The organism is Amycolatopsis echigonensis (assembly GCF_014174495.1).
In the GTDB taxonomy this organism is placed as follows: Bacteria; Actinomycetota; Actinomycetes; order Mycobacteriales; family Pseudonocardiaceae; genus Amycolatopsis; species Amycolatopsis echigonensis.
The window spans coordinates 81,894-103,801 of sequence record NZ_JACJHR010000004.1 but is presented as its reverse complement, the minus strand read 5'-3'; the positions used below and the strand labels follow the sequence as shown (position 1 = coordinate 103,801).

Genomic DNA, 21,908 nt, shown 5'->3' with positions numbered 1-21,908 from the left:
ATGGTCGGAGTCCGCTGCGCAGGTGTCAGAAGGGTCGTGCACCCCAATCGCGCCAGTTGAACGCGCCGCGTTGGGGACATCAGGCCGGGCAGGTTCTACTTGCGGTGTTGGCCGGTGAGCAGAAGGTGTTCGAGGGATGTCGGGGGGTGGCCGGTGAGGGTGGCCACGTCGGTGGTGACCTGGGCCAGTTCGCCGGCGGCGATCGCGGTGTAGGTGGAGATCCAGGCTTCCCGTTGCCAGGCGGGGGCGTTGTAGGCGGCTCTGGACGCCTTGGCTTGGTCGAGGGTTTCGCGTTGGTAGCGGGTTTCCCGGCCGGTGATCCTGGTGATCAGCTCGGCGATCTCGGACAGGCCCAGCGCCTGCGGTCCGGTGAGGCTGTAGGTGTTGCCGGCGTGCGGACCGGGGTTTCGCAGCACGGCCGTTGCCGCGTCGGCGATGTCGTCCTGGGTGACCGCGGCGACCCGGCCGCCGCCGGCCGGGCCGCGGATCACACCGTCCGGCCCGGCCAGCATGGGCAGGAAGTCGGCGTAGAGGTTGTCCCGCAGGAACGTGTACGCCAAGCCGCTGGCCCGGATGTGCTGCTCGGTCGCCGCGTGGTCCCTGGCCAGTGTGAAGGTGGCCGAGGGGTTTGCGCCGTAGAAAGAGATGTAGACCAGGTGAGCGACACCGGCCTCGGCCGCCGCGTCGACGAACGTCGTGTGCGCGGCGACCCTGGCCGGGTCCTCGTGCCCCGAGACCATCAGCACGGTGTCCACCCCGCTCAACGCCTCGGTGACCGCCGGGCGGTCCGCGTACTCGGCCACTGCCACCTCGGCGTTACGCAGTACGGGCGCCCTGGAGGCGTCCCGCACGATCAGCCGCTGGGCGCAGTCGGCCGCCTCCAGCCGCCGGGCGACTCTGCCGCCGAGCTGCCCGGTCGCCCCGGTCACCGCGATCGGGCTGGTGGACCGGAGCCGGGCGGTTCCGGTTCGGGGGAGGGATGGACGGTTGATCATTGTGGGCTCCTTTGGAGTGTGGCGGGGTCGACGATCAGCGAGCGAGCTCGGTGAGAGTGCCGGTGTGCAGTTCGCCGACCCGGCCGTGCGCGGTGGAGTAGGTCCAAAAAGCGTGAACGGTGTCGGTGACGAGGTTCATCGCGTGGGTGACCGTCATCCCCGACTTCTCCGTCCAGCCGACCAGGAACACGCCTGGGGCGATCTCGGCGGCGTGCAGGTCGACGTTCTCGGTTGCCCCGACGGCCGGGCCGGCGAGGACCTCGTAGTGCAGCCGGGTGCCGTCGGCGGCGTAGGTGTTGCGGAACACCGCACCGTTGTCGACGGTGAACCGGTAGGTCTTGCCGGCATAGGTCAGATCGCTCATCTCGGGTTCCTCGCCTTCCTAGAACAGGCCGTTGCCGTGCGGGAGTTCGGCGAGAACAGGGGCGATGACGTCCCAATGCTCGACGATCTTGCCGTCGGCGACCCGGAACAGGTCCCAGTAGGCGACCGGGACGCCGAACTCGCCCTCGGACTGCACCAGGACGAACTCGCCCTCGGCGACGACCCGATGGATCGTGCGGTAGACCAGGTTCTTGCCCTGCTCGGCCCAGGCGGCGGCGGCCGCGCCGAAGCCGTCCAGCCCGTCCGCGGCCTCCGGGTTGTGCTGCCGATAGGTCTCGGCGGAGATGTAGTCGGTCAGCGCCGAGTAGTCGGCGTCCTTGAGCACCTTCTGCGCGAACTCGGTCACCAGCTTCCGGTTGGCCTCGGTGTTGTGCAGGTCGCCCGGTGTGGTCGGGCCGTCGGTCTGCGATCGGCCGGACACGGTGTCGGCCACCACCGGGGTCAGTGCGTCCCAGTGCTCGGTCAGCCTGCCGTCCTCGACGCGGAACAGGTCGAAGGCGACCAGCGGCTGGGGGCCGAAGCCGTGGTAGGTGCCGTGCAGCGCGACCAGATCACCGTCGGCGATCACCCGTGCCGGCTCGTAGCGGAAACCCTCGGGCAAGGTGGCCACCAGTTCGCGCAGCGCCTCGGGACCGTCAGCCGCCAACGAGCTGTGCTGCCGGTAGCCGGCGGCGACCCAGCGGTCCACCGCGGCGGTGTCCTTCGCGCCGAACAGCTCGCCGGTGGCCCGCACAACCAGATCCTTGGTGTTCATCATGTCCTCGTTTCGTTTTTCGCGGGTGTGGCGTTGACGGACTCCAGGTTCGTCCGAACAGGACGGGACGGCGAGGTAAGATCGGGAACCGCTATGGTCAAAACTGGACAACCCGATGCTTCCGTGGCCGTTGCCGAGTTCAGCTTCGGCAACCCGGACCGAGCCTTGCTTGACGTCGAGGTCGTCGACCTCGGCCGCCTGACAGGCAGAATCTCACCCGAAACGCGCACGGTCGTGCACCGCACCGACTTCCACCAGATCTTCCTCGTCACCAGAGGCCAGGCCACCATCATGGTCGATTTCGTGGATCACCCCTGCGCCCCGGGCACGCTCCTCCACGTCACGCCCGGACGCGTCCTGCGCCTGCCCCGCCCCAGCACCCCCGACGGCGGCCTACAGGTGCGGATGGTGCTGTTCGCCCCCGCCTTCCTGCCCCGGCTAGAGCCGGCCCGCGCCCTGCTGAGCCCGTTCGGCCCCGTCGTCTTGCGCCTGCCGGCCCACCAGCGAGCCGGCATCACCCGCGCGATCGACGACCTGGCCACCGAATACGCCCACGCCGTCGCCGACACCGACGAGATCGCCATCGAGGTCCTGCGGCACCTGCTCAGCGCGCTGATCCTGCGCATCGCCCGGCTCCCCCAGCCGGACGACCTCGCCCCTGCCGCGAACGACACCTTTATGCGCTTCCAGCACGAACTGGAACGCTCTTTCGCCGCCACCCGCAACGCCAGCGACTACGCCACCCGGCTCGGCTACACGCTCCGCACCCTCAACCGCGCCTGCCACACCGCCACCGGCCGCACCGCCAAAACCCTGATCGAAGCCCGCGTCATCCTCGAAGCCAAACGCCTCCTGGCCCACACCGACCTGCCCGTCGCCGCCATCGGCCGACGCCTCGGCTTCACCGAACCCACCAACTTCGGCAAGTTCTTCCACCGCGAAACCGGCCACCCACCCGGCACCTTCCGCACCCGCGAACGCACATGACCCACAGGCGGCAGCAGCCGCACATCCAGGTGGATCCGGCGAGCCCGGGGCGAGGTTTGCGGTTGCGAGGCGGCGTTGACGTTGCGGGATACCCGTCGTTGCCAGGCAAGCTGAGCGGGGATCGGGTCGAGTGAACTGGCCGGACACTGCCGTCGCTGACGCCATCCGCGACGCCCCGGAAACAGAACACCCACTGACACGGCATATCGGCGACTTCCTCATCGACCAAACCCACGCCGGGCTCACCGAGCGCGCGATGCGCGCCCGGCCACCGGCATACACCACCAACGAGCAAGCCAACCTCATCCAGACCCGCCGGTGGTCGCTGACGCACCTGGAGCGAAGCTCCTGCCCCCGAACCTTCCCGCGCTCCTGGACGACATCCTGCGCGGAACACTGTGTACACCGCTGTTCCGCAACACCTGACTCCACCGGTTTACCGGCCCGATCTCCGGGGCGGTCAGCAGCGGATTCAGCGGCATCATCGCCAGCCCGGCCTTGAGGATGCCGAAGTAAGCGAGGACGAACTCCGGCACGTTCGGCAACTGGACCGCGACCTTGTCGCCGGGTTCGAGCCCGAGCCGCACCAGAAACTCGGCGACCCTCCCGGAGAGCCCGTCGACCTCGGCATAGCTGAACAAGTGGCCCCCTGCGTACAGAAACGGCTTGTCTGGTCGCGCCGCAGCCGATCCGACGAGCATCGTGGCGAGGTTGAACGACATCGGTCACCATCTTTTCGGAGAGACTGTTCGGAACGTCGGCGAAATCCAGCCGCAGCACGCACCCGCTCGCCGGGTTGCGCGGCCGCCACAGCCGTGCTTCCGGATCGCGGGTGTTCAGTTGGTCCGGCACCATGGCGCGTCTTTCAGATCAGCAGCCCGCCGACGACGACTGCTTGTTCCCCGCTCAGACACAAAGGAGTAAAGCACGCCAATCATGAATCGTCATCACGTCTGCCCGGCGCGGGGCCGCTCGCGCGGGCACGACTAGCCGTCGGCTCACCGCGACCGGCTGCCTTCGCGCGCAGCCATCGAGCCCGCGGGAGCGCGACGAAGGCGCTCGCCCCCGCTTCGATCACTCCGCGCATTCCGCAGCCGGACCTGGACCATTCACGTTCTCCCGCCCTGCGACAGACCGAACGAGGATTCCCTTGGGTATTGCCCGGGACCTTCCGGACACCTCGTCAATATCACGCGAAAGACGTGAAGATCGCACTGTTGCCTCAGCAATCTTCCTGGTTAGAATCACGGTGCCCCGTCGCGGACGGTGATTCCCCCATAGCCCGCGGCGGGTCCTCCTTCCTGGCGGGCGACTTTCGCCGGGAGCGGCCGGAGATATCACCCTCGCACGGGTATGACAGATTCCCGTTCCCGGCAGCGAAAGAGATTCTCGCCTCGACGGCCGTTCCGGACGCAGTCCGTGCGGCGCGGACTCAGCGGAAGGGGCCGACCGGATGGCGGTCACCGGGAATGCGCCGCTGCTCGGCATCGGCGGTCCGGCACGAAGGTTCGCGCGGAACCGGGCTGTGCGAAGGCCCCGTCTCCACACGTGCGCGAACAGGTCAGAATCGCCCAAGGCCGCGAAGGCGCCCGGCGCCGGAGCGACAGCACTCGGATTCTCCGGCCCGACCCGCGAAAGCCCGCCCCTGCACGCACTCCGCCCATCGTCGCCCGCACCGCGACGACAACTGTCCGGTCATGCGGACGACCTAGTGCGCAGGAAAGCCCGTGTCCGCACTCCTTGGCACGCAAGCCGATCCCGGCCTCTTCATCGCGGATCCGGGAACCGCCACCGGCCTGGACGAAGGTAAACCGCGCCACGCCGCCGACGATGACGCAGGACCGCCGCTGACTCGCCGACGGCTGAAACCGCACCACCGAACGCCAGCGGGGCTGGGACAGCTTTCGCCACCGCGGGGAGAGGCCCTGGCATGGGCACACATCGCGCTCTGGAGGACTGGAGGATGCCGATTTTGTTCAACAGGGCGCAAGCTGCGAGTGTCGGCGCCGAGGCCGCCCGCGCGGCGCGCCGAGGGAGGACTGTGTTCGCGGCGATGTTCAACGCCCCGTTCACGGCCAGCGGATCCGTCGCCGGATGGGCGGAGCAGATCGAGGCGGTGGAAGCGGAGGGCTGGATGCTCTCCGACTTCTCCGCGGTGTTGGACGACACCGGACGCCCGCGGGCCTACTGCGTCTTCAGAAGGACGCTGTGACCAAGAACGCGAACAACTGCCGCATCCGCGCGGGACAGCCGGTGCCCGCGCGATAACTCCGCTGACCGAGATGAGGTATTCATGCATCTTGGCGTCCAGCAGGAAACAAGGCGTTACCCGATTGCCATGTCGCGCATGATGCGCCGGGGTGAGAAATAGCGCGCGCTAGCTGAATTCTGCGGGATTTCCGGTTAGCCTTGCGTCGCTCCGCTGTGGACCTGTCACCCGCCGTCCACAGTGAGGCTCAGATTCCCCCGCGGCAAGCGATCTGGCTGGGTTGCGCTGCCGGAAAGGCCCGCCAGGGGCCCGTCCCGCGTTCAGCGGGCCCCTGGCGGAGCGCTGGTTCACCTGGTCTTTGGGGTACCGGGGTGAACCAGCGCTGACCTGCGGTGCGGCAGATCGCTGTACTCCAGCGGCTCCGGACGTTCCTGCTCGGCGAGCACAAAGGGACGCTTCGCGCCGCAGCGTGACCGTGCTGATCACGCCCGGCGCACCGGTGCCGTGCGTGCCGGTGGAGAGCGCGACGGCGACGGCCTGCGCGTCGAAGTCGCAGGTTCGTCATCACGAGCCCGAACGTGTCCAGGGCGACGTTGAGTGCGCAGCGTGGTGCCGGAACGGACCAGTGACCACGCGCGAGAAGGCCTTTCCGGTCAGATCCCTGGGCCGCGGGGCGCCTTCCGTGGTTCGAACGACGAGCAGGTACGCACTCACGGACGGTTCGTCGCGAACCGGGAGCTGAATATGATCGGGTCGCGCGAGTGGCCCCCGGCATGCCGCGGAAGGTGTGGAGCCGATCTACGCTGCCGCGCGGCCAGCACTCCTCGGCGATCGCGGGCACCGGCACCTGATCGGTCGGCACAACCCCGGTTGCGCGGGCGATTCGAAGCGACGGTGGCAACCACCCGGCCCACGCCGGACCCGGGCGGTTGCCGTCCGCTCAGTCTTCCGCACGTCCTCGTCGGCGAACCTCCCGGACCAGCAATGCTCCGAAGTCCAGCAACGCCAGGGCCGTCGGGAGAAAAGCGAACATGGTGAATCCAGTGCGTGCGCGAACCGAACGCGGTGGGTGAAGCTCGACGAGGCCGCGCTTCACCCACCGGTTGCCGATCAGATGCCGAAGGACTCAGCATTCTCCCGACCGAGGGACGGCACCAGCGTGTCCGCCGACAGAGCTGCTAAACGGCCGGGAACCTCACTGAGCGTCCGCGGCCGGCGTGCCCGGGCGGCACTCGACATGTCCGAGGTTGATCCGCTCGCTGCCGAAACCGGCCGAGACGGCGTCGACCGAGATGCCCCCGCCGTCCAGCTGGGTCACCGTGTTCTTCTTGACGCTGAAAGGTTTCCCGTTGACTTCAAGGTTCAGGGGCGATTCCAGATCGATCAGTGCGTGGTCGAGAACCTTCCCGGCGATCGGCAGCGTTACCGTGATGTTGGCTTTCACGCCCGTCGCGGTCGCGGTCGGCTTGGCGCCCGACGGACCGGCCTGACAGCTCGAATCAAGTGCCGTCAGGGAAAGCGAGACGTCAGCTTTCGTGTCCAACCCGACAAACTCGGCCGCTGTGCGGAGGGTGGGGCCAACCACGGGAAGCGCGCTGATGATGCCGCCGAGTTCCGCCTTCGCGTCGAGGGTCGCGGAGCCGCCGCTGACTTTCGCCGTCGAGACGCCGGTGGCCGGGTCTGCCGTCGTGGCGACCTTCAACAACGCGGCGTTGCCGTCGACCTTGAGAAACGTCCCCGAACCAAGATTGAACTCCTTGTTTCCGGCCAGAGCATTGGTCGGAGCCGTCGCAGCGGGGTCGGCGGCCGGCGGCCGCGGCGACGCCGCCGACACGTACTTAGCCGACAGCACCTGCTCGACAATGTCGCCCTGCCCTCCGAGGACGTACCCGTAGGAGCTGGGAGCGACTGGTTCCTGAGTGGCGGCACTGGCCAGACCGGCCGTCCCGACGGCTCCGGCGAACCCGACCACGCCCACCGTCGCGGAGAGCGCGGCAATCCTGGTGAATTTCATGCGTACAGTCCTTACATCACTCGGACGGAATTTGACGACCCGCTGCGCGAACCTTCCCAGCTTGGCCGGAACACATATTGCCGATCTCACATCGAAAACGGCAAGTAAATTCCAGAAGATCATCCTTTTAGCCAATGAATAAATCATCGGCGAGCAATGAAATAATCACGTCCGCTGGCGAATGTCAGGGAGCGAGGCCACGTCCCGGCGCGGGCCTGTTCATCAGGTCGTCGACCCGCCGTCCGACGAGCGAGTCCCACAGTTCGTCGACCGCGTCCGCGGGCAGCGGACGGTAGAACGGGGCCCCGATGACCCACATCCCGGCGCTTCGCGCCGATGCCGCACCGGTCTGGCTGTCCTCGACGGCGACGCAGTCGCTCGGATCGACGCCGAGCAGGCCGGCCGCGCGCGCATACGCTTCCGGTGCGGGCTTTCCTTCCGCTACATCGTCTCCGCTCACGACAACCGCGAAGAAGCCGAACCCCACGTCCCGCAGCACCCGATCGACCACCACGCGGTAGGACATCGTAACGAGACCGACCCGGATCCCAGCCGCGACCAGGGCCGCCAGGAGGTCGCGAGCGCCATCTCGCCACGGCACCGATTCCCGGAGCCTGGTCACGACCCCGGCCACGATGTCGTCGATGACGACCTCCGAGGGCACGTCGAGGCCAGCCGCCCGGACGAGCGCGGCGAGCGTCTCCATCGACGAACCGATGGCTGCGATCCGCGCCTCCTCGCTCAATGTCAAGCCGTGCGCGCCCAGCAGTTCGTCGGCGACCTCGAGATAAAGTTCTTCCGTGTCGATCAGCGTTCCGTCGAGGTCGAGGAGGACCGCTCGGGGCAGGGTCATGCGGGCACCGTCACTTCGTCGTCGAATGCGTTTGCGCCGGCATCACGGTCCGCGCGCCGAAAGGGCACCCGCCTATCCCAAGGCGGGTGCCCGCTCCCGTCGCGACACGTCCCCATTTCGCGAGGGAGTCGACACCCGGCCGGCGCACGGGAGGGGCCTGCATACGCCGACCGGGCTGCTGTGAAAACGGGAATTTCCGCCGCCGTCAATGCCCATGCCCCGGACCGGGGCGAGGCGTTCTTGCCGCAGCTTTATGCGCAGTGTGCACGACGTAAAGCGCCATGTCACCACCCGAATAAAGCCAGTGCATTTTTCCCGTCCGCCACGTGATATTATTCATGATCGGCGAAGGAGTTACTCCCCCGTACAACATTATTGTAGATTTGTTGAACGATCCTTAGAATGAGCAGTGCGCAACAGTCGCCACAGCGAGCCAGTTCGCTCTTCGCATTCAGTCCCGTCCCGCTCTTCCGAAAGCAGGCATGTGACATGGTCGTATCTTCCCGCCCACTCCGATGGCGCTCGCTCGTTCCCTTGGTACTGGCTGCCGCGCTGACACTGCCCGGAGTGGCGCATGCCGATCCCGCCACGCCCAGCTGGCAGCAGTTCGAGGACAGCCGGACCGGCATGTTGAAGAAGCTGGCGGAGCCGGTACTGAATTGTACCAGAAAGAAGGACGATATAGCAGCGGACAGCCCGATTTTCCACGGCTGTTACGACTGGCATTCGGCCGCGCACGGGCACTACGCCCTCTACGCGACCTATCTGGCCACTCACGACAAGAAGTACCTCGACGCCGCAGAGAAGCAAATACAGCCCGCGGGCGATCCCGGCGTCGTGGCGCGAGAACTGAAGTACATGCAGGACGGTTCGATCGGCGAGGACACCGCGGACAGCCCATATGGAATGGCCTGGCTGCTCGAGACGGAGAGGGCGCGCGAGCAGGCCACGGGAACCCGCGCGACCCGGCCGCTGGCCGACGAGGCGGTCAAGCAGATCAAGTCGTGGCTCGCCGACGGCAACGCGGAACAGAATCTCTTCTACGACATGCATTCCAATCTGTCTTGGACACTGCAGACTCTGGCCGGATGGGCGCAGTACACCGGCGACAACGCCCTTCTCTCGTCGGTGCGCGCAGACGTGTCGAAGTATCTGAAGACCGACCAAGCTGACCAGAAATGCGCGAAGGTGCTACCGGGCGAACTCTCCGGCGAACTGGAACCCAAGAGCGACATCACCGAGAATGGCTTCCTGGCACCGTGTCTCATGCGTTTGGCCGCGGTGGCAAAGGCAGGAGGGCCGGGCACCGCGGAGTGGGTTTCGCGCCGGCTGCCCAAGGATGTGTCGGTGTCGCTGCTTACCGATCCGCGGTCGGCACATTCGGCAGGGCTCAACTTCTCCCGGGCCAACGCCCTGTGGGAGATCTACCAGACCACTCGCGACTCTGCCGTTCGCGACGGCTTCGTCAAGCTGGTCACGGCGGAGGTCACCCGCCCGCAGGACTGGGACACGACTTCGGACTACCTGAACTCCCACTGGATCGCGCAATTCGGAATCCGGGCCATCGATCAGACTTTCACTCACACGGAGCAAATCCGCTGACCGAAGCAGCGCGTTTCCCGCAGTGCCATCGCCGCACTTCGGCAGCGCCCCGAAGCGGGAATATTTCAGCGCCGAAAATCCGCGAAGGTTGACACGGCCGCGGCAAATGTCCGATTCTCGAGTTGTCCGCAGCAGCAGCTGATGCGCTCATAAAAATTGAGGTCCTTCCGTTCAACATTTCACGGCACCAAAAATCTTGCCTTCCCTTAAGCGAGGCGATTGCCTAAAAACGTTGAACTCATGCTTGACCGCTCCATATTCGCGAGAGAACGCCTCCGGGCGAACGGTGATGGGAGAACGCGATGCACACGATGACCGAAACCGGTCTGCTGAGCGGTTACACCGCTTACACCACCGCTGAGGAGCTGGACCAGTTCGACGGCAAGACCGCGCCCGCCGCGACCACCCCCGCCCTGGCTCCGATCCTCATCCGGGCCAGCATCATCGCCGCGCGTTCCTCGCAGCAGTGCGCGGCGGGGAACGCCGCCGCGGGCGGCGGGATCTGAAAGACCATCAGGAAGGTCTGCTGACCGCCGACAGCCGGCTCGGCAAGCCTCGGGGCCGGCGTTCTCGCCGGTCCCGAGGCCCTTTCCCGGCAGCGCCAACGATCCGGAAGCGACTATGCCCGAACTCTATTCATCCGACCTCGAAGCGGTCGACGTCGTCACCGGCGAGGTGACGTTCGAGCGCATGCTGCTGGTCGGTTCAGGAGCGCTGAGCGCGGCATTCCTGCCGTACTGGATCAACTGGATCGACGCCATGCTGCCGTCGGTCTCGATGAAGGTCGCACTCACCAGGTCCGCCGCGAATTTCGTTTCCCGGCACGCCGTCTCGGCGTTGTCCCGGACCGATGTCCTGCTCGACGAATGGACGGACGAGCCGAGCCGGGAAGCACCGCACGTCGCGCTGGCGAAGTGGATGGCCGACTCGGGGTGCACGAAGAAATCGCGATGGCTGATATTGCAGGCGTAAGCACCAGCCATCGCGAAGAGGACGAGAGCGCCGATCGCCAGCCTGCGCAGGCGAATGTCGCGGGCGAGGAGGTCTTTCGGCGTGCACAACTGTCCGACGAAAGCGGCCTGCTGGTTCGCGGCCAGAGACGGTCCCAGTGCTCGACGGGCAGGAGCGCGCAGGTGGTGTGCGCCGCCCACGCACTGCGAGACCACCTCGAAACCCACCGCGCGACAGGGCTTCCTGAGTGCATGCCGGGCCCCGGCAACTACACCTGTTGGTCAAAATTCCGCAGGGAGGCGACCGCCGATCGTGCGACCGCGACATCTTGCCGCCAGGTTCCGCCGGAAACGCCAAGTGCCCCCAGGCATCGCCCTTGCAGGGAAATCGGTTCTCCCCCGGGCAACGGCACGAATCGCTCGAGGGCCATCAGGTCGCGGGAAACGATGAGATCGTCTTGGAACATGCCGGACCAGTCCGCGGTTGAGCGTCCGGTCCTCCCCGCGGTGTACGCCTTGTCCTGCGAAAGAGGGCAGGTGTACAGGGGCGCCTCCGGTTGCCGCTCGAAGTAGAGAAGATCGGCTCGCGAGTCGACGACAGCGAAGCTGAACGCCACCCCCAGGTCCCGAGCCTCCGCCTTCGCCACGTCGATCAGGACCGAAAGCCAATCATAATCGGGGTATTCGCCGACTGGTTCCGGCATGATCAGGAACCGTGAACCTGTCCGGCAACCCAAGAAAACACCATGATCATTCCGATCGGCTGTTGGGAGACCACTCACTCAACCCGGGTGGCCCGGCCGGGAGCCCGCGAATCACCGCAGGATGTCCCATTCGTGGGCGATGTGCACGGCGTGCGAACGATTCCGCGCACCCATTTTGGCCAAGACCTTGCGCACGTGGGCCTTGATCGTGTCGACGGACAAGCCCAGTTCCCGGGCGATCGACTGATTGTCCCCGCCGACGGCGATCAACGCCACGATCTGCCGCTCTCGCACGGAGAGGCCTTGCGCACCCGCCTTTTCCTGCCGGCGGGAGCCGGTAATCGAGTAGCGCGGGATCTGGCTGGGCCCGGCGTGATGCGGTTCGACGGACAACCCCGCCGAATGGAGCGCGTTCGCCGCGACCGCCGCGGCCTCGCCGGCAACCAGATAAGCGGCGACGAAGCCACCCGGCGATTCCGTGCCGGGCACCGTTTTCAGCAGCGCCGGACCAAAATTCTTCGTATCTTCTCGAAGTCGCACCCTGATTTCTCCTCACCGTTCGGCTTCCGGCCCGCGTCGGTCTCGTGTAGTTCTCAGCGCTTGCCGTGCAGGACGGTCACCAGCTTGGCGACCAGTGCGTCCGTGGATTCCTTGCGGGAGAAGGAAGTGAGCGTGAGCGGCGCGGTGAACCGCTGCCGGGCCACTGCCTTCGGGCGGGCGAACTCGCGCAGCCCCTCCGGGCCGTGGATCCGGCCGAACCCGGAGTCGCCGACGCCGCCGAAGGGCAGCGAAGCGATGCCGGCGAACGAAAGCGGCGCGTTCACCGAGGTCATGCCCGCGCGCAGCCGCGACGCCAGCTCGGCGCCGCGCGCCCGCGAGAACACCGTGGAACCGAGGCCGTACTTGGTCGCGTTCGCCTTCTCGATCGCTTCGTCCATGTCGCGGACCTTGGCGATGGTGACCGTCGGGCCGAACGTCTCCTCGCGCACCGCCTCGGAGTCCTCCGGGACGTCGACCAGCACGGTCGGCTGCACATAACGGTCGCCGACGCTCTCCACGCCGCCGACCAGCGCCTTTCCGCCGCGCTTCAGCGCGTCCTCGATGTGGCTGCGGATCACCGAAAGCTGCGAGGGCATGGTGATCGGGCCGTACTGCGCGTCCTCGTCGGAACCCGCGCGCACGTTCTTCGCCTTCTCCACCACCCGCGCGACGAACTCGTCGGCCACGCGTTCGTGCACGTAGACCCGCTCGACGCCGATGCAGGTCTGGCCGGAGTTGGAGAACGCGCCCCAGACGGTGGCATCAGCCGCCGCTTCGAGGTCCGCGTCCGTGTCGACCAGCAGCGCGTCCTTGCCGCCCGCCTCGATCACGACCGGGGTCAGGGTGTTCGCGGCGGCGGCCATGATCTTCTTGCCGGTGGCCGCGGAGCCGGTGAACGCGATCTTGTCCACACCGGAGCCGACCAGCGCGGCCCCGGTCTCGCCGAAGCCAGTGATCAGCTGCAGCACCGGCTGCTCGGGCACGATCTCGGCGAACGCGTCGACCAGCCACTTCCCGACGCCGGGGGTGTACTCGCTCGGCTTGAACACGACGGCGTTGCCCGCGGCCAGCGCGTACGCGATGGAACCGAGCGGAGTGAACACCGGGTAGTTCCAAGGCCCGATCACGCCGACGACGCCGAGCGGGAGGTACTCGACGGTCGCGGCCTGGTTGGCCATCAGGAGGCCGGACGAACGGCGGTGCTTGCCGAGCACCTTGCGGGCGTTCTTCGCCGCCCACGCGATGTGCTCGATCGCCAGCACACTCTCGAGCTGGGCATCCGCGACCGGCTTGCCGGTTTCGTCCCGCACGACCTGGCACAGCTGCGGAAGCCGCCGGGTGAGCACGCCCTTCCAGCGCTGCAGCCGCTCCGCACGACCGGCGAAACCGAGGCCGTCCCACCAGCGCGCGGCCGCCCTTGCCCGCTCGACAGCCGCGCCAACTTGGCCGTCCGTCTGCACCCGATAAGTGCCGACGACCTCGCCAGTCGCCGGGCTGAGCGAATCGAACGTCTCGCCGGCCTGCGCCGGATTCGGCTGGACCGAGGTCATCGGCACCTCCCCGTTTCAGTGAACACCCAGATTACGATCTTGCTAGCACACTGCCAACAGTTTCCCTGGCTCCCCGAACGCAGTACCCCGCCCCCACCAGCGGTTCAGCTTCCGCGACGAGAAAAGTGAGGCAAAATTTCATCGTCGTCGCAGGAAGAATTCTCGGCTGAATCGCGATCGAACCCCCTGCGGGGAAAGACCGGCGAAAGGCACCCGGCCGATGCGTGACTGGGGGGCCACACGCATCGGCCGGGCTTCCGCCGCCCATCAATCTGCCGGAACCGAATGCTCAGCTCCCCGAGCGGAGAAAAGCGCTTTCAGCCGGCGGGCGTAAGCACAGGCTGCCCGAATCGACGCGACCTGTCACTTCCTCGCGAAGACTCGTGAATATTTCATGCCTGGCACCGCCGCTGCGAGGGAATTCAGGACACGCTTCGAATCGGCAGCACACAAGCCGCGGCGGCCAATCCAGTGACCGCGGAGGCTAGGAACAACGAAGGGAAACCGCCCGGTGAAGTGATGAGGACCCCGCCGATAGCGGCGGCGGCGATCGACGGCAGCGCGCTCGCGAGCTGCAGCACACCGAGATCCTTGCCGCGATCTTCCGACCGGGGCAGCACCTGCGTCACCAGGGCCTGGTCGACAGACAGATAAGCGCCGTAGCCGATTCCGAGAAGCGACGCGCCCAGGATGGCAGCAGACATGGTCGGCACGAAGGCGAGGACCAGCGCGGCCGCGCCCTGGATGGCCGAAGACCACACGACCACCCGTTTGCGCTTTCCGCTGCGGTCCGAAGAGCGCCCCACTGGGATCGCGACAACGACAATGCTGGCCGTGTAACACACCATCAGGATCAAAGTGCCGAAGTCGGGGTCGACGTGCACCGCGTCTTTCAGGTACTGGTAAAGGAAAATCTGCGCGAGCGCGTTCGACAGATTGATCAGCGACCGTTGCCCGCACGCCCAAGCGAAGTCCGGGCTGCGCAGCGGCGCGAAGATGCCGACGGCGATCGCACGGAGCGCCAGCGGAGGACGTTCCGCTCTCCGCAACGGTGTCCCGCGGACGCGGAGCCCGAACGGGAGCACGCACAGCAACAGCAGCAGGGCCAATCCAACGTAGGCATCGAGGATTCCGGTGAACAGGAAGGTCACCACGGCGACCCCGAGCAGCGGCCCGACCGCGGTTCCCACCGCGAAGTAGCCGGAAACCCGGCCCCGCTGGTTGACCGGCACGTCGTCGGGCACCGCCGCGGACAACGCGACCATGACCGCGGAGGAGCCCGCCGTGAAGAGGGCCCACCCGACGACAACGCCCACGATGCCGTGTTGCAAGCCCTGGAAAACGAACGCGACGGCGGACAGCACGGCGCCGTAAAGGATCCACACCTGCCTGCGCCCGGTGCGGTGCAGGGTGCGGTCGGACAATGCCCCGACCAGAATCGAAGCGACCACGGTCACCACCGCGGCGCAGGCGTTGGCCCAGCTCTGCGCGACCACCGCGGCGTTTCCCTCGCCCGCGATCGCGTTGGTCTGCCGCGGCAGCAAGACCTGCTGAGTGCCGTAGTTGGCCAGGAACAGTCCCAGATTCGCGAACGACCAGCAGACCGTCCACACGCGACTGACCGGGCGTACCGGTTCGTCCAAAGCGGACCGGCCGCCTGCCGCTGCCACGCCCGCGGTCACGCCGGCCCCAGGGTCACGTTCGCCACCACCGGAAAGTGGTCGCTCGCGGGACGGCGAGGCCGTAACGGGACCGTACAGGTGGTGATGCGCGGGACCGGCCGCAGGCCGTTCTCGTTGATCGACCCCACGTAATCCAGCACATTGCGGTACCCCGGCTGGGAACGCGCCACGAAGCGGTTGTTTGCGCTGTCGAACGTGTGCTCGTGCATGTCGCCGTCCGGTTCCAGGCGGCCGCCGACCGCATCGGCCGCGTCGTCCAGGTCTTGGCCGCGATCACCGGGAACACCGCGCGCGTCCGCCGCGTAGTACTCGACGTTCAGATCCCCGACCAGCAGAACGGGCGCCTCCGGCGGTGCCGTCCTCGCGACGAACTCGCGCAGCTCTTTCAGCTGTTCCAACCGCACCGCACGGGTCGCGGACACCGGCGTCGGCGGCTCGTCGGCCTGCAAATGGGTCGCGGCCAGCCATACCCGGCCGTCCGGGGTGTCCAGCTCCACCAGCGCAACTCCCTTCGCGGACAACGCGTCCTGAGTTTTCCGCTGGACCGCGCTGTAAAGATGCTGGCCGCACCACCGGAACGGATACCGGCTCAGCACCCGGACTCCGCCGCCCACCAGTGTTCGCACCGGCGAGACCCGGGGCACTTCCCCGTCCCAGCCGCGCCGGCCCCGCAGCGCGCCGATCTGGGGCGACGCGTGATAACCGCGCCGCTTCAGCCGCGAGACCAGCCGCCCGGCGGCCGACAGCGCGAACGCCTCGTTCAGCACGATGACGTCCGGATCGACGGCACGCACGGCGTCGACGGCCCAGCCCGCCCGGCGCCAGCCACGAGGCGAAGCCGAAATGAAAGGGAGCTGCAACACGTTGAATGTCAGTAGACGAAGCATGGAATGCACGCCTCCTGCCTGGCTCGAAGGGCGGCCCCACACTGGGCCGCAGAACCACACCGTAGATAGAATGTGAATTTGATTCAAGTTTTTCGCCGCGCGATACCCCTGTGGGTGAGCACCGCGTGTGTTCGCTGTCAAACGCCCGGCTCGCGCTCATTCGTCAGCCGGCACGTCCTCCGGCACCGGGCTGTTCGACGGCAGCGTCACGCGAAGCAGGAAACGGTCGCCGACGCTTTCCGCACCGTAGGTTCCGCCGATCCGCTCGACCCGCTCGGCGATGCCGGCCAACCCGTGTCCCGGCACCACCGATTCCGTGGAGAGCAGGCCGTCGTTGCCGATCAGGAACTCGAACCGGTCTTCGATCCGGACCAGCTCCAGCGTGCAGTTCACCGGCTGGCTGTGGCGCAGGATGTTCGTCACGGCTTCCCGGACCACCCAGGCCAGGGTCTCGGCGGCGGCACCCTCGGGCTGTTCGCCGATCCTGATCTGGCAGACCGCTCCGCGCGACTCCAGCAAGTCGATCGCCGCGGCGAGTTCGGCGTCCAAATCGGCGACCAGGGTGCCGTGCGCGATGCTGCGCATCTCCTGCAGGGTTTGCCGGGCCAGGAGATGCGCGGCCCGGCTTTCCCGTTCGGACTGCCTGCGGTCCCCCTCCGCCAGCCGCTCCGCGAGTTCCGTGCGCAGCATGATCGACACGAGATTGTGGCCGAGGCGGTCGTGCAGTTCCCGGGAAATCCGGGTGCGCTCCTGGTGCACGGTCAGCCGCGCGATCTCGGCATTCGCCGCGGCCAGCTCGACCGTTCGGAGAGCAAGCCAGGACGTGGCCCGCACGGCGACCGCACCGACGATCCCGACGACAGCTCCCTGCGCGATCGAGGCGTCGTCCGGCATCGACGATTCAGGCATCGGCCACAACCAGAACGTTGCGAGCGCGATGAGACCGATGCCGCAACATACTGCCCAGACCCACTCGTTGCGGACCAGAATGAGCAAGAGCGCCCCGACCATGGAGATCGAGCCCGCTGGACTCAGCACATCGTGGAAGGCGGTCGCGACGACGATTGTGATCAGCGTGCTCGGCACGGTCAGCGGCCACGTTTCCCGGAACGGCACCCCTGCCGCGCGGAACACCAGCCCGTGCAGGCAGATCAGCGTCTGCAGCAAAGTCAGCACGGCATACCAGGCGGACAGCTGAAGGTCGGCGGTGTCCACAAGGATCTTCCCCGTGCCCGGCGTGACGACTCCACCGACGACGACGCCGACAATCCCGGCCGCGGCGAGCAGAAACGCCCGGCCGCCGATGCGAATGGTCCGCCAGTAACGAGCCTTGCCCAGCACCGGCCACAGGAAACGGCCCACCTCGTGCCCTGCCCCTCGCCAGACCTGCCCTTACCGGAGCGCAATGCTAACCGCGCCGCGGGCGTCCCACAGAATCGGATCATCCGTTCGGGTGGCAGGAACCGGCTGGAGACACGCCGCTCGGCAACGCTAACCAGCCGCGCATGAGCGAATACCAGGACACCGCCGCCCCGCTACTTCGTCAGAAACGAGAAGTTCCAGAGGTTGTCCACGAACACCTGTGCGTCGGGCTTGTCGTTCTGTGCCTTGGTGCGCATGAAGACAGTGCCGAGCCGATCGGACAGCGGGGTTTTCTGCCACTGCGGGCCGATCCAGTAGTTCAGGTAATAGCCCGGCCCGGCCACCGCGCCGTTGGCCGACCAGAAGCCGTTGCGCGGGTCGCGCACGTAATCGAGGACGGAGGTCGAAGCCCCGCCGGTCCACGCCGACCCCGCGTCGTCCGAACCGGACAGCATGACCGCGAGCTGCAGGTTCCGGCTCCGCAGCCATTCCGGGCTGAGACTGCCGGCGGACGACTCCCGGCTCGCGAGACCACCGAGGTCGATCGTGGACCGGTCGGCCTCGTACGGCAGCACTCCGGAGTCGCCGATCGCGATCGCACCGTCGGGCAACTTGGTCTCGCGGATCGTCTCGCCGACTTCCTGATGCGCCATGATCCGGTACCGATACGCAAGCAGGTTCGTCGTCTCCGCAGAATTCCCGAAACCGAGCACCGCGGCCAGCCCGATCGCCCCTAACAGGGCAGCCCCGGCGATCTTCCGGACACCGCCGGCGTACAGGGCGATCGCCACGATGCCCGCTCCCACCCAGACATCCGTCGTCAGGTTTCCCGGATCCCAGACCACCCCGGTGCAGGCCGCGACGGCGACCGCGATCAGCGCCAGGAGTGCGGACCGGTCCAGCTCGCGCGGACCGGAGAGGCGAATCCGCCGGCTCAGCACGACCAGCACCACCGGGAACAGCAGCTGCCAGTAGAAGCGGTGCCCGGGGTCCATCACCAGCATCGACTGCCGGTAGAGACCGAGAACGACGGCGGCCGAGGTCACCGCGAGCAGTACCGGCACCGCGTCCCGAAGCAGATCCGGGCGCGCCAGAATCGACGTCTTGGTGCTCCTCCGGTAAAGCGCGACCCCCATTGCCAGACCCAGCACGATCGGCAGCAGGATCGGCCCCACCACGGGCATCGCGTCCAGGATCTTCGTCGGCAGCGGAATGTCGCCTGCGACCTTCTTGTAATAGGGATTCGGGAAGAACGACCCGAAATACCACCATCGGGCACACCAGTAAACCGCCCAGCCGGCCAGCACCGCGATCGCGCCGCGCAGGTTTCCCCGGCTCCGGTCGATCAGCAGCGACCAGCCGATCGCGACCGCGGCCAGCACGATTCCCTCCGGCCGGCTCAGCGCGACCGCGGCGGCGACCGCGAAACCGGTGCGGCCCAGCCCTCCCCGCCGGTAGACGATCGCGTACAGCCAGCCGATCAGCAGTGCGAAAGAGGCGGTCTCCAGGCCCATGAACAATTGGAGAAAGAAGATCGGGCTGGCCAAGGCGACCGCGAGCAGCACGAACTCCTGGACCCGCGGCAATCCGGCCCGGCGGACCACCACGACGTAGCCCACCGCGAGCGCGACCGACACGATCTTGAAGAACAGTTCGGCGGACATGCCCAGCAATGCCGGGATGATCGACAGGAACGCGTAGAGCGGATTGCTGTACCCCTCGACCGGCGGGCCGTCGGCGTTCCAGCCCCAGACCCCGTGCTCGACCAGGTTTTCCCCGTACCGCCAGGTGATGAACGAATCGTCGATCGTCACCCGGAAGAACAGGAACGCCAGGACCAGCGCCACCAGGCCGAGCATCGCATAGCCCAGCCGCCACAAGCCCATTCCCCGGGAGGTGCCGTCCTCCGCCGGGGCTTCCGGTGCGGGTTCTGCTTCGCCGTCCTGCTCAGCCGCGTCCTGCGGATGCTCCCGCCACGCGCGCAACGCCTCCGGGGCGCCGGCCCCCGTCACCGACTCCTGGTCGGCGGGTACGAACTCGGTGACTCCGTCCAGCCGGATGACGGCGATCTTCCGGTTCAGCGCGTCGCCGACCGCGAGCAACCTGGCGCCCGGCCCGCATTCGCGGAACGCCGTCCAAGCCGCGATCGGCTGGCCGAACACCTGCGGGGCTTCCCCGTCGTCGCCGTACACCGCGAAAGCGGCCGCCGGATTGTCCGGCGCGAGCGCGAAGAACTCGGTCAGCCGATCGGAATCGCCGACACTCGCCCAGCTGTCGGCCAACTCGGCCATCAGATCCCCGCTGACCACTGCCGTGGCGGCGGACGAGGACGGCGCGGGACCGGAGGACTCCGGCTGTTCGGGGGCGCCGGTCCGGCCGGACGCCGGATTGCCCGTTGCGGACATGTTTTTCTCCAGGGACTTTCCAAACGGAGGCCGGTCGGAAAGTCCGGCCGGAACGAAGCACAATTGAGCGATGTGGCCGCAACCACGGCAGACTCCCGACCACGGTTACGGCCACATCGGCGGAACTTCAGGCGACCGGGGAAATCTCCCCGGCGAGGCTCGTTACTGAGCCACGGTCACCTTCAGCGGAGCGGTGTATCCGTCCACCGTCGCAGTGCCATTGGTCTTCTCGCCCGGGGTCGCACCCTCAGCCGTGGTGGCGACCGCCGTGACCTTGAACTCGACCGTCTTGGAGTTCTCCAGGTCCTTGGCAGCCGGCAGCGGCACCGTCAGAGTTTTGCCGCCATCACCGACCTCCGCGATTTCTCCGAGCCATTCCCCTTTGCCCTTGAGCGGGTTGTGGGCAGCGTCAAAGGTCTGGTAAGACGCCTTTTTGATGAAGGCCACCCCGTCCGGAGCCGTCAACACCAGTTTCTTGCCCGCGATCTTGGTGAAGTCGCCGTCCCTCGGCACGAAGCTCACGTTCACCACGCCTTCCTTGCCCAGCTGCACCGTCGACGGGTCGCTCTGGAACAGTTCCGGCTTCTCGGCGACGACGTTCTTCGGGTCCGAGGCCTTGCCCTCGCCGCTGCCGTCCTTCGGCTTCGCGACGACCTTGATCTGCGTGGCGCCGCCGAGGTCCGAAGGCAGCTTGATCTTGACCTGACCGTTGGCGATCGTCACCGGACCGGCGAGCACCTTGCCGTTCTGGTCGACCGCGCTCACCTGATTGCCGTCGGTCCCGGTCACCGTCAGTTCGTCGCCCGCCTTCACGTCGCCGGTCGGCGAGGTGATCACGGGCTTGTCGACTACCGGCTTCGGCTCGTCAGCCGACTTGATGTTGACGAACAGCGACCGCGACTTGGCGGGCTTGCCGCCGTTGTCGGATTCGGAGGTGGCCACGATCTGGTGCCCCGAGCCCGCCTTCAGGTCATCCGGCAACTTGATCTTGAAGTAGCCGTTGGCATCGGCCTTCACGTTGGGATTCTCCCGCGGCGCGCCGTCCACTTCCAACCGGATCGTGGTACCCGGGTCGGCCTTCCCGGTCAGCTCGCCGCCCTCGTTGACTTCCACGCTCGCAGCCGAGGTCGACCACTGCGGGGCGTTCGGCGAGTCCGGCTGCTTGACCGGCAAGACCGCGACACCTGTCTGGGTCGTGTTGAAGATGAACATGTTGCTCAGCGCGACATTGCCGCCGACGTTGATGTCCGTCGCCTGCTTCTTCTTGACGGTGAACTCGCAAGTGGCGCGAACCCTCGACTGGAAGAATTTCGAAATGGCGTTGTCGTTGCCGCCGGTCGGCAGCGCCGCCGCCTTGGACAGCAGGTTCCGGATCTGGGCGACCAGCCCGCCGAGGTCGACCGGCTCGTAGTTGGTGCCCCCCTCCGCCTTGCCCATGGCCGTCTTGCCGTCGCGGTCGCCGTATTCTTCGCACTTCACGCCGTCCAGAGTCAGGCTGGGCGTCTGAGAAGCGAAGATCTTCACCACGTCCTGAAGGCCGTCGACATTCCCGTTGGCCTTGTCGGTCTGGAACTGGCTCCAGATGTTCCACAGATCCCACTCGACCGCGACGGTAGCTTTTTCGCCCGGCACCGCGTAACCGCCCGGGGCGTTCGTGGTGATGTGCATCCGGGCCGGCACGTTGTTGAAAGGAGTCAGTTCCGCCCAGCCGTCCGGGCCGCGGCCTGCCGCCGAGGCGACATTCGGCACGATCGCCCCGCCGATCGTCGCGGCGCTCAGCGCAGCGAGGACGGCCGCGCGAGCGACAGTTTTCATTCCCCTGCGCTTCCGTTCTTTATTCGTCATAGGTATATCCCACCCGTAATCTCGGAACCCCCACTCCGCGGGGGATTGCAATAAGCCTGACCAGGCCCGCCGTTCCCGACAAGCAAAACCGGAAATCGCCACTCACTTGGGGTGTACCAGAATCACCGTGCCGGCTGTGAAGCTTTCACGTCGCCCCTGGTCCGGATCCGGTTTTCGGCGAAACC

The 21,908-nt window shown here is 67.0% G+C and carries 19 protein-coding genes and 1 pseudogene; 5 read left to right on the top strand and 15 right to left on the bottom strand.

The features are described from left to right. Nucleotides 1-95 precede the first annotated feature (95 nt). Genes H5411_RS04525 through H5411_RS04515 form a run of 3 tightly spaced genes read right to left on the bottom strand, consistent with a single transcriptional unit; the run spans nucleotide 96 to nucleotide 2,136 of the window. On the bottom strand, nucleotides 96-995 hold the full coding sequence (locus H5411_RS04525) for an SDR family oxidoreductase (RefSeq protein ID WP_101438554.1): 900 nt from the start codon (nucleotides 993-995) through the stop codon (nucleotides 96-98). A gap of 34 nt (nucleotides 996-1,029) precedes the next feature. Continuing rightward, nucleotides 1,030-1,359, bottom strand: a complete 330-nt coding sequence (locus H5411_RS04520; protein ID WP_101438553.1) for a MoaF-related domain-containing protein — start codon at nucleotides 1,357-1,359, stop codon at nucleotides 1,030-1,032. Between the two features lie 18 nt (nucleotides 1,360-1,377). Next, nucleotides 1,378-2,136: a nuclear transport factor 2 family protein gene (locus H5411_RS04515; protein WP_101438552.1), complete on the bottom strand. Its 759-nt coding sequence runs from the start codon at nucleotides 2,134-2,136 to the stop codon at nucleotides 1,378-1,380. Nucleotides 2,137-2,256: 120 nt separating this feature from the next. Between H5411_RS04515 and H5411_RS04510 the strand changes: the two genes are divergently transcribed. After that, entirely contained in the window at nucleotides 2,257-3,120 is an 864-nt protein-coding gene (locus tag H5411_RS04510) for an AraC family transcriptional regulator (protein WP_158242526.1), read from the top strand. A 302-nt stretch (nucleotides 3,121-3,422) separates the two neighbouring features. On the opposite strand, the gene H5411_RS04505 is transcribed toward H5411_RS04510, so the two are convergent. After that, complete coding sequence (locus tag H5411_RS04505) at nucleotides 3,423-3,842, bottom strand: AMP-binding protein (RefSeq protein ID WP_240690812.1); 420 nt, start codon at nucleotides 3,840-3,842, stop codon at nucleotides 3,423-3,425. Between the two features lie 1,241 nt (nucleotides 3,843-5,083). On the opposite strand from H5411_RS04505, the gene H5411_RS04500 reads away from it, so the two are divergent. Continuing rightward, nucleotides 5,084-5,332: a hypothetical protein gene (locus H5411_RS04500; RefSeq protein WP_134667137.1), complete on the top strand. Its 249-nt coding sequence runs from the start codon at nucleotides 5,084-5,086 to the stop codon at nucleotides 5,330-5,332. A 1,192-nt stretch (nucleotides 5,333-6,524) separates the two neighbouring features. Here H5411_RS04500 and H5411_RS04495 read toward each other — a convergent pair. Continuing rightward, the gene (locus H5411_RS04495) at nucleotides 6,525-7,466 is read right to left on the bottom strand and encodes a hypothetical protein (RefSeq protein ID WP_134667140.1); all 942 of its coding nucleotides are present in this window, start codon (nucleotides 7,464-7,466) and stop codon (nucleotides 6,525-6,527) included. Between the two features lie 61 nt (nucleotides 7,467-7,527). Further along, complete coding sequence (locus tag H5411_RS04490) at nucleotides 7,528-8,196, bottom strand: HAD family hydrolase (protein WP_101438549.1); 669 nt, start codon at nucleotides 8,194-8,196, stop codon at nucleotides 7,528-7,530. A 567-nt stretch (nucleotides 8,197-8,763) separates the two neighbouring features. On the opposite strand from H5411_RS04490, the gene H5411_RS04485 reads away from it, so the two are divergent. From H5411_RS04485 to H5411_RS47370, 3 genes are all read left to right on the top strand, one after another. Then, nucleotides 8,764-9,798, top strand: a complete 1,035-nt coding sequence (locus tag H5411_RS04485) for a DUF2891 family protein (RefSeq protein WP_158242525.1) — start codon at nucleotides 8,764-8,766, stop codon at nucleotides 9,796-9,798. Nucleotides 9,799-10,100: 302 nt separating this feature from the next. After that, the gene (locus H5411_RS04480) at nucleotides 10,101-10,304 is read left to right on the top strand and encodes an LxmA leader domain family RiPP (protein ID WP_101438547.1); all 204 of its coding nucleotides are present in this window, start codon (nucleotides 10,101-10,103) and stop codon (nucleotides 10,302-10,304) included. Between the two features lie 115 nt (nucleotides 10,305-10,419). Further along, a complete protein-coding gene (locus tag H5411_RS47370) occupies nucleotides 10,420-10,770 on the top strand; it encodes a hypothetical protein (protein WP_183123040.1) in 351 nt (116 codons plus the stop codon). 14 nt (nucleotides 10,771-10,784) lie between these two features. Here the strand turns inward: H5411_RS47370 and H5411_RS49225 are convergent. The 9 genes and pseudogenes from H5411_RS49225 to H5411_RS48835 all read right to left on the bottom strand — a co-directional run. Continuing rightward, a pseudogene (locus H5411_RS49225) lies at nucleotides 10,785-10,949 on the bottom strand (hypothetical protein); the annotation flags it as partial. A 68-nt stretch (nucleotides 10,950-11,017) separates the two neighbouring features. After that, nucleotides 11,018-11,452, bottom strand: coding sequence for a GlcG/HbpS family heme-binding protein (locus tag H5411_RS04465; protein WP_101438546.1), 435 nt, complete (start codon nucleotides 11,450-11,452; stop codon nucleotides 11,018-11,020). Nucleotides 11,453-11,563: 111 nt separating this feature from the next. After that, the gene (locus tag H5411_RS48340) at nucleotides 11,564-11,992 is read right to left on the bottom strand and encodes a helix-turn-helix domain-containing protein (RefSeq protein WP_158242524.1); all 429 of its coding nucleotides are present in this window, start codon (nucleotides 11,990-11,992) and stop codon (nucleotides 11,564-11,566) included. Nucleotides 11,993-12,045: 53 nt separating this feature from the next. After that, entirely contained in the window at nucleotides 12,046-13,542 is a 1,497-nt protein-coding gene (locus H5411_RS04455) for an aldehyde dehydrogenase family protein (RefSeq protein WP_101438544.1), read from the bottom strand. A 422-nt stretch (nucleotides 13,543-13,964) separates the two neighbouring features. Then, the gene (locus H5411_RS04450) at nucleotides 13,965-15,224 is read right to left on the bottom strand and encodes an MFS transporter (RefSeq protein WP_101438543.1); all 1,260 of its coding nucleotides are present in this window, start codon (nucleotides 15,222-15,224) and stop codon (nucleotides 13,965-13,967) included. Then, nucleotides 15,221-16,111, bottom strand: coding sequence for a sphingomyelin phosphodiesterase (locus H5411_RS04445; RefSeq protein ID WP_101438542.1), 891 nt, complete (start codon nucleotides 16,109-16,111; stop codon nucleotides 15,221-15,223). Before H5411_RS04445 ends, H5411_RS04450 begins: the two co-directional genes overlap by 4 nt. A 156-nt stretch (nucleotides 16,112-16,267) precedes the next feature. Continuing rightward, a complete protein-coding gene (locus H5411_RS48840) occupies nucleotides 16,268-17,473 on the bottom strand; it encodes a sensor histidine kinase (RefSeq protein WP_101438541.1) in 1,206 nt (401 codons plus the stop codon). A gap of 173 nt (nucleotides 17,474-17,646) precedes the next feature. Then, on the bottom strand, nucleotides 17,647-19,878 hold the full coding sequence (locus tag H5411_RS04435) for a hypothetical protein (RefSeq protein ID WP_183123015.1): 2,232 nt from the start codon (nucleotides 19,876-19,878) through the stop codon (nucleotides 17,647-17,649). 162 nt (nucleotides 19,879-20,040) lie between these two features. Next, nucleotides 20,041-21,825 carry an Ig-like domain-containing protein gene (locus H5411_RS48835; protein ID WP_183123014.1) on the bottom strand — a complete coding sequence of 595 codons (1,785 nt, stop codon included), beginning with the start codon at nucleotides 21,823-21,825 and terminating at the stop codon, nucleotides 20,041-20,043. Between the last annotated feature and the right edge of the window lie 83 nt (nucleotides 21,826-21,908).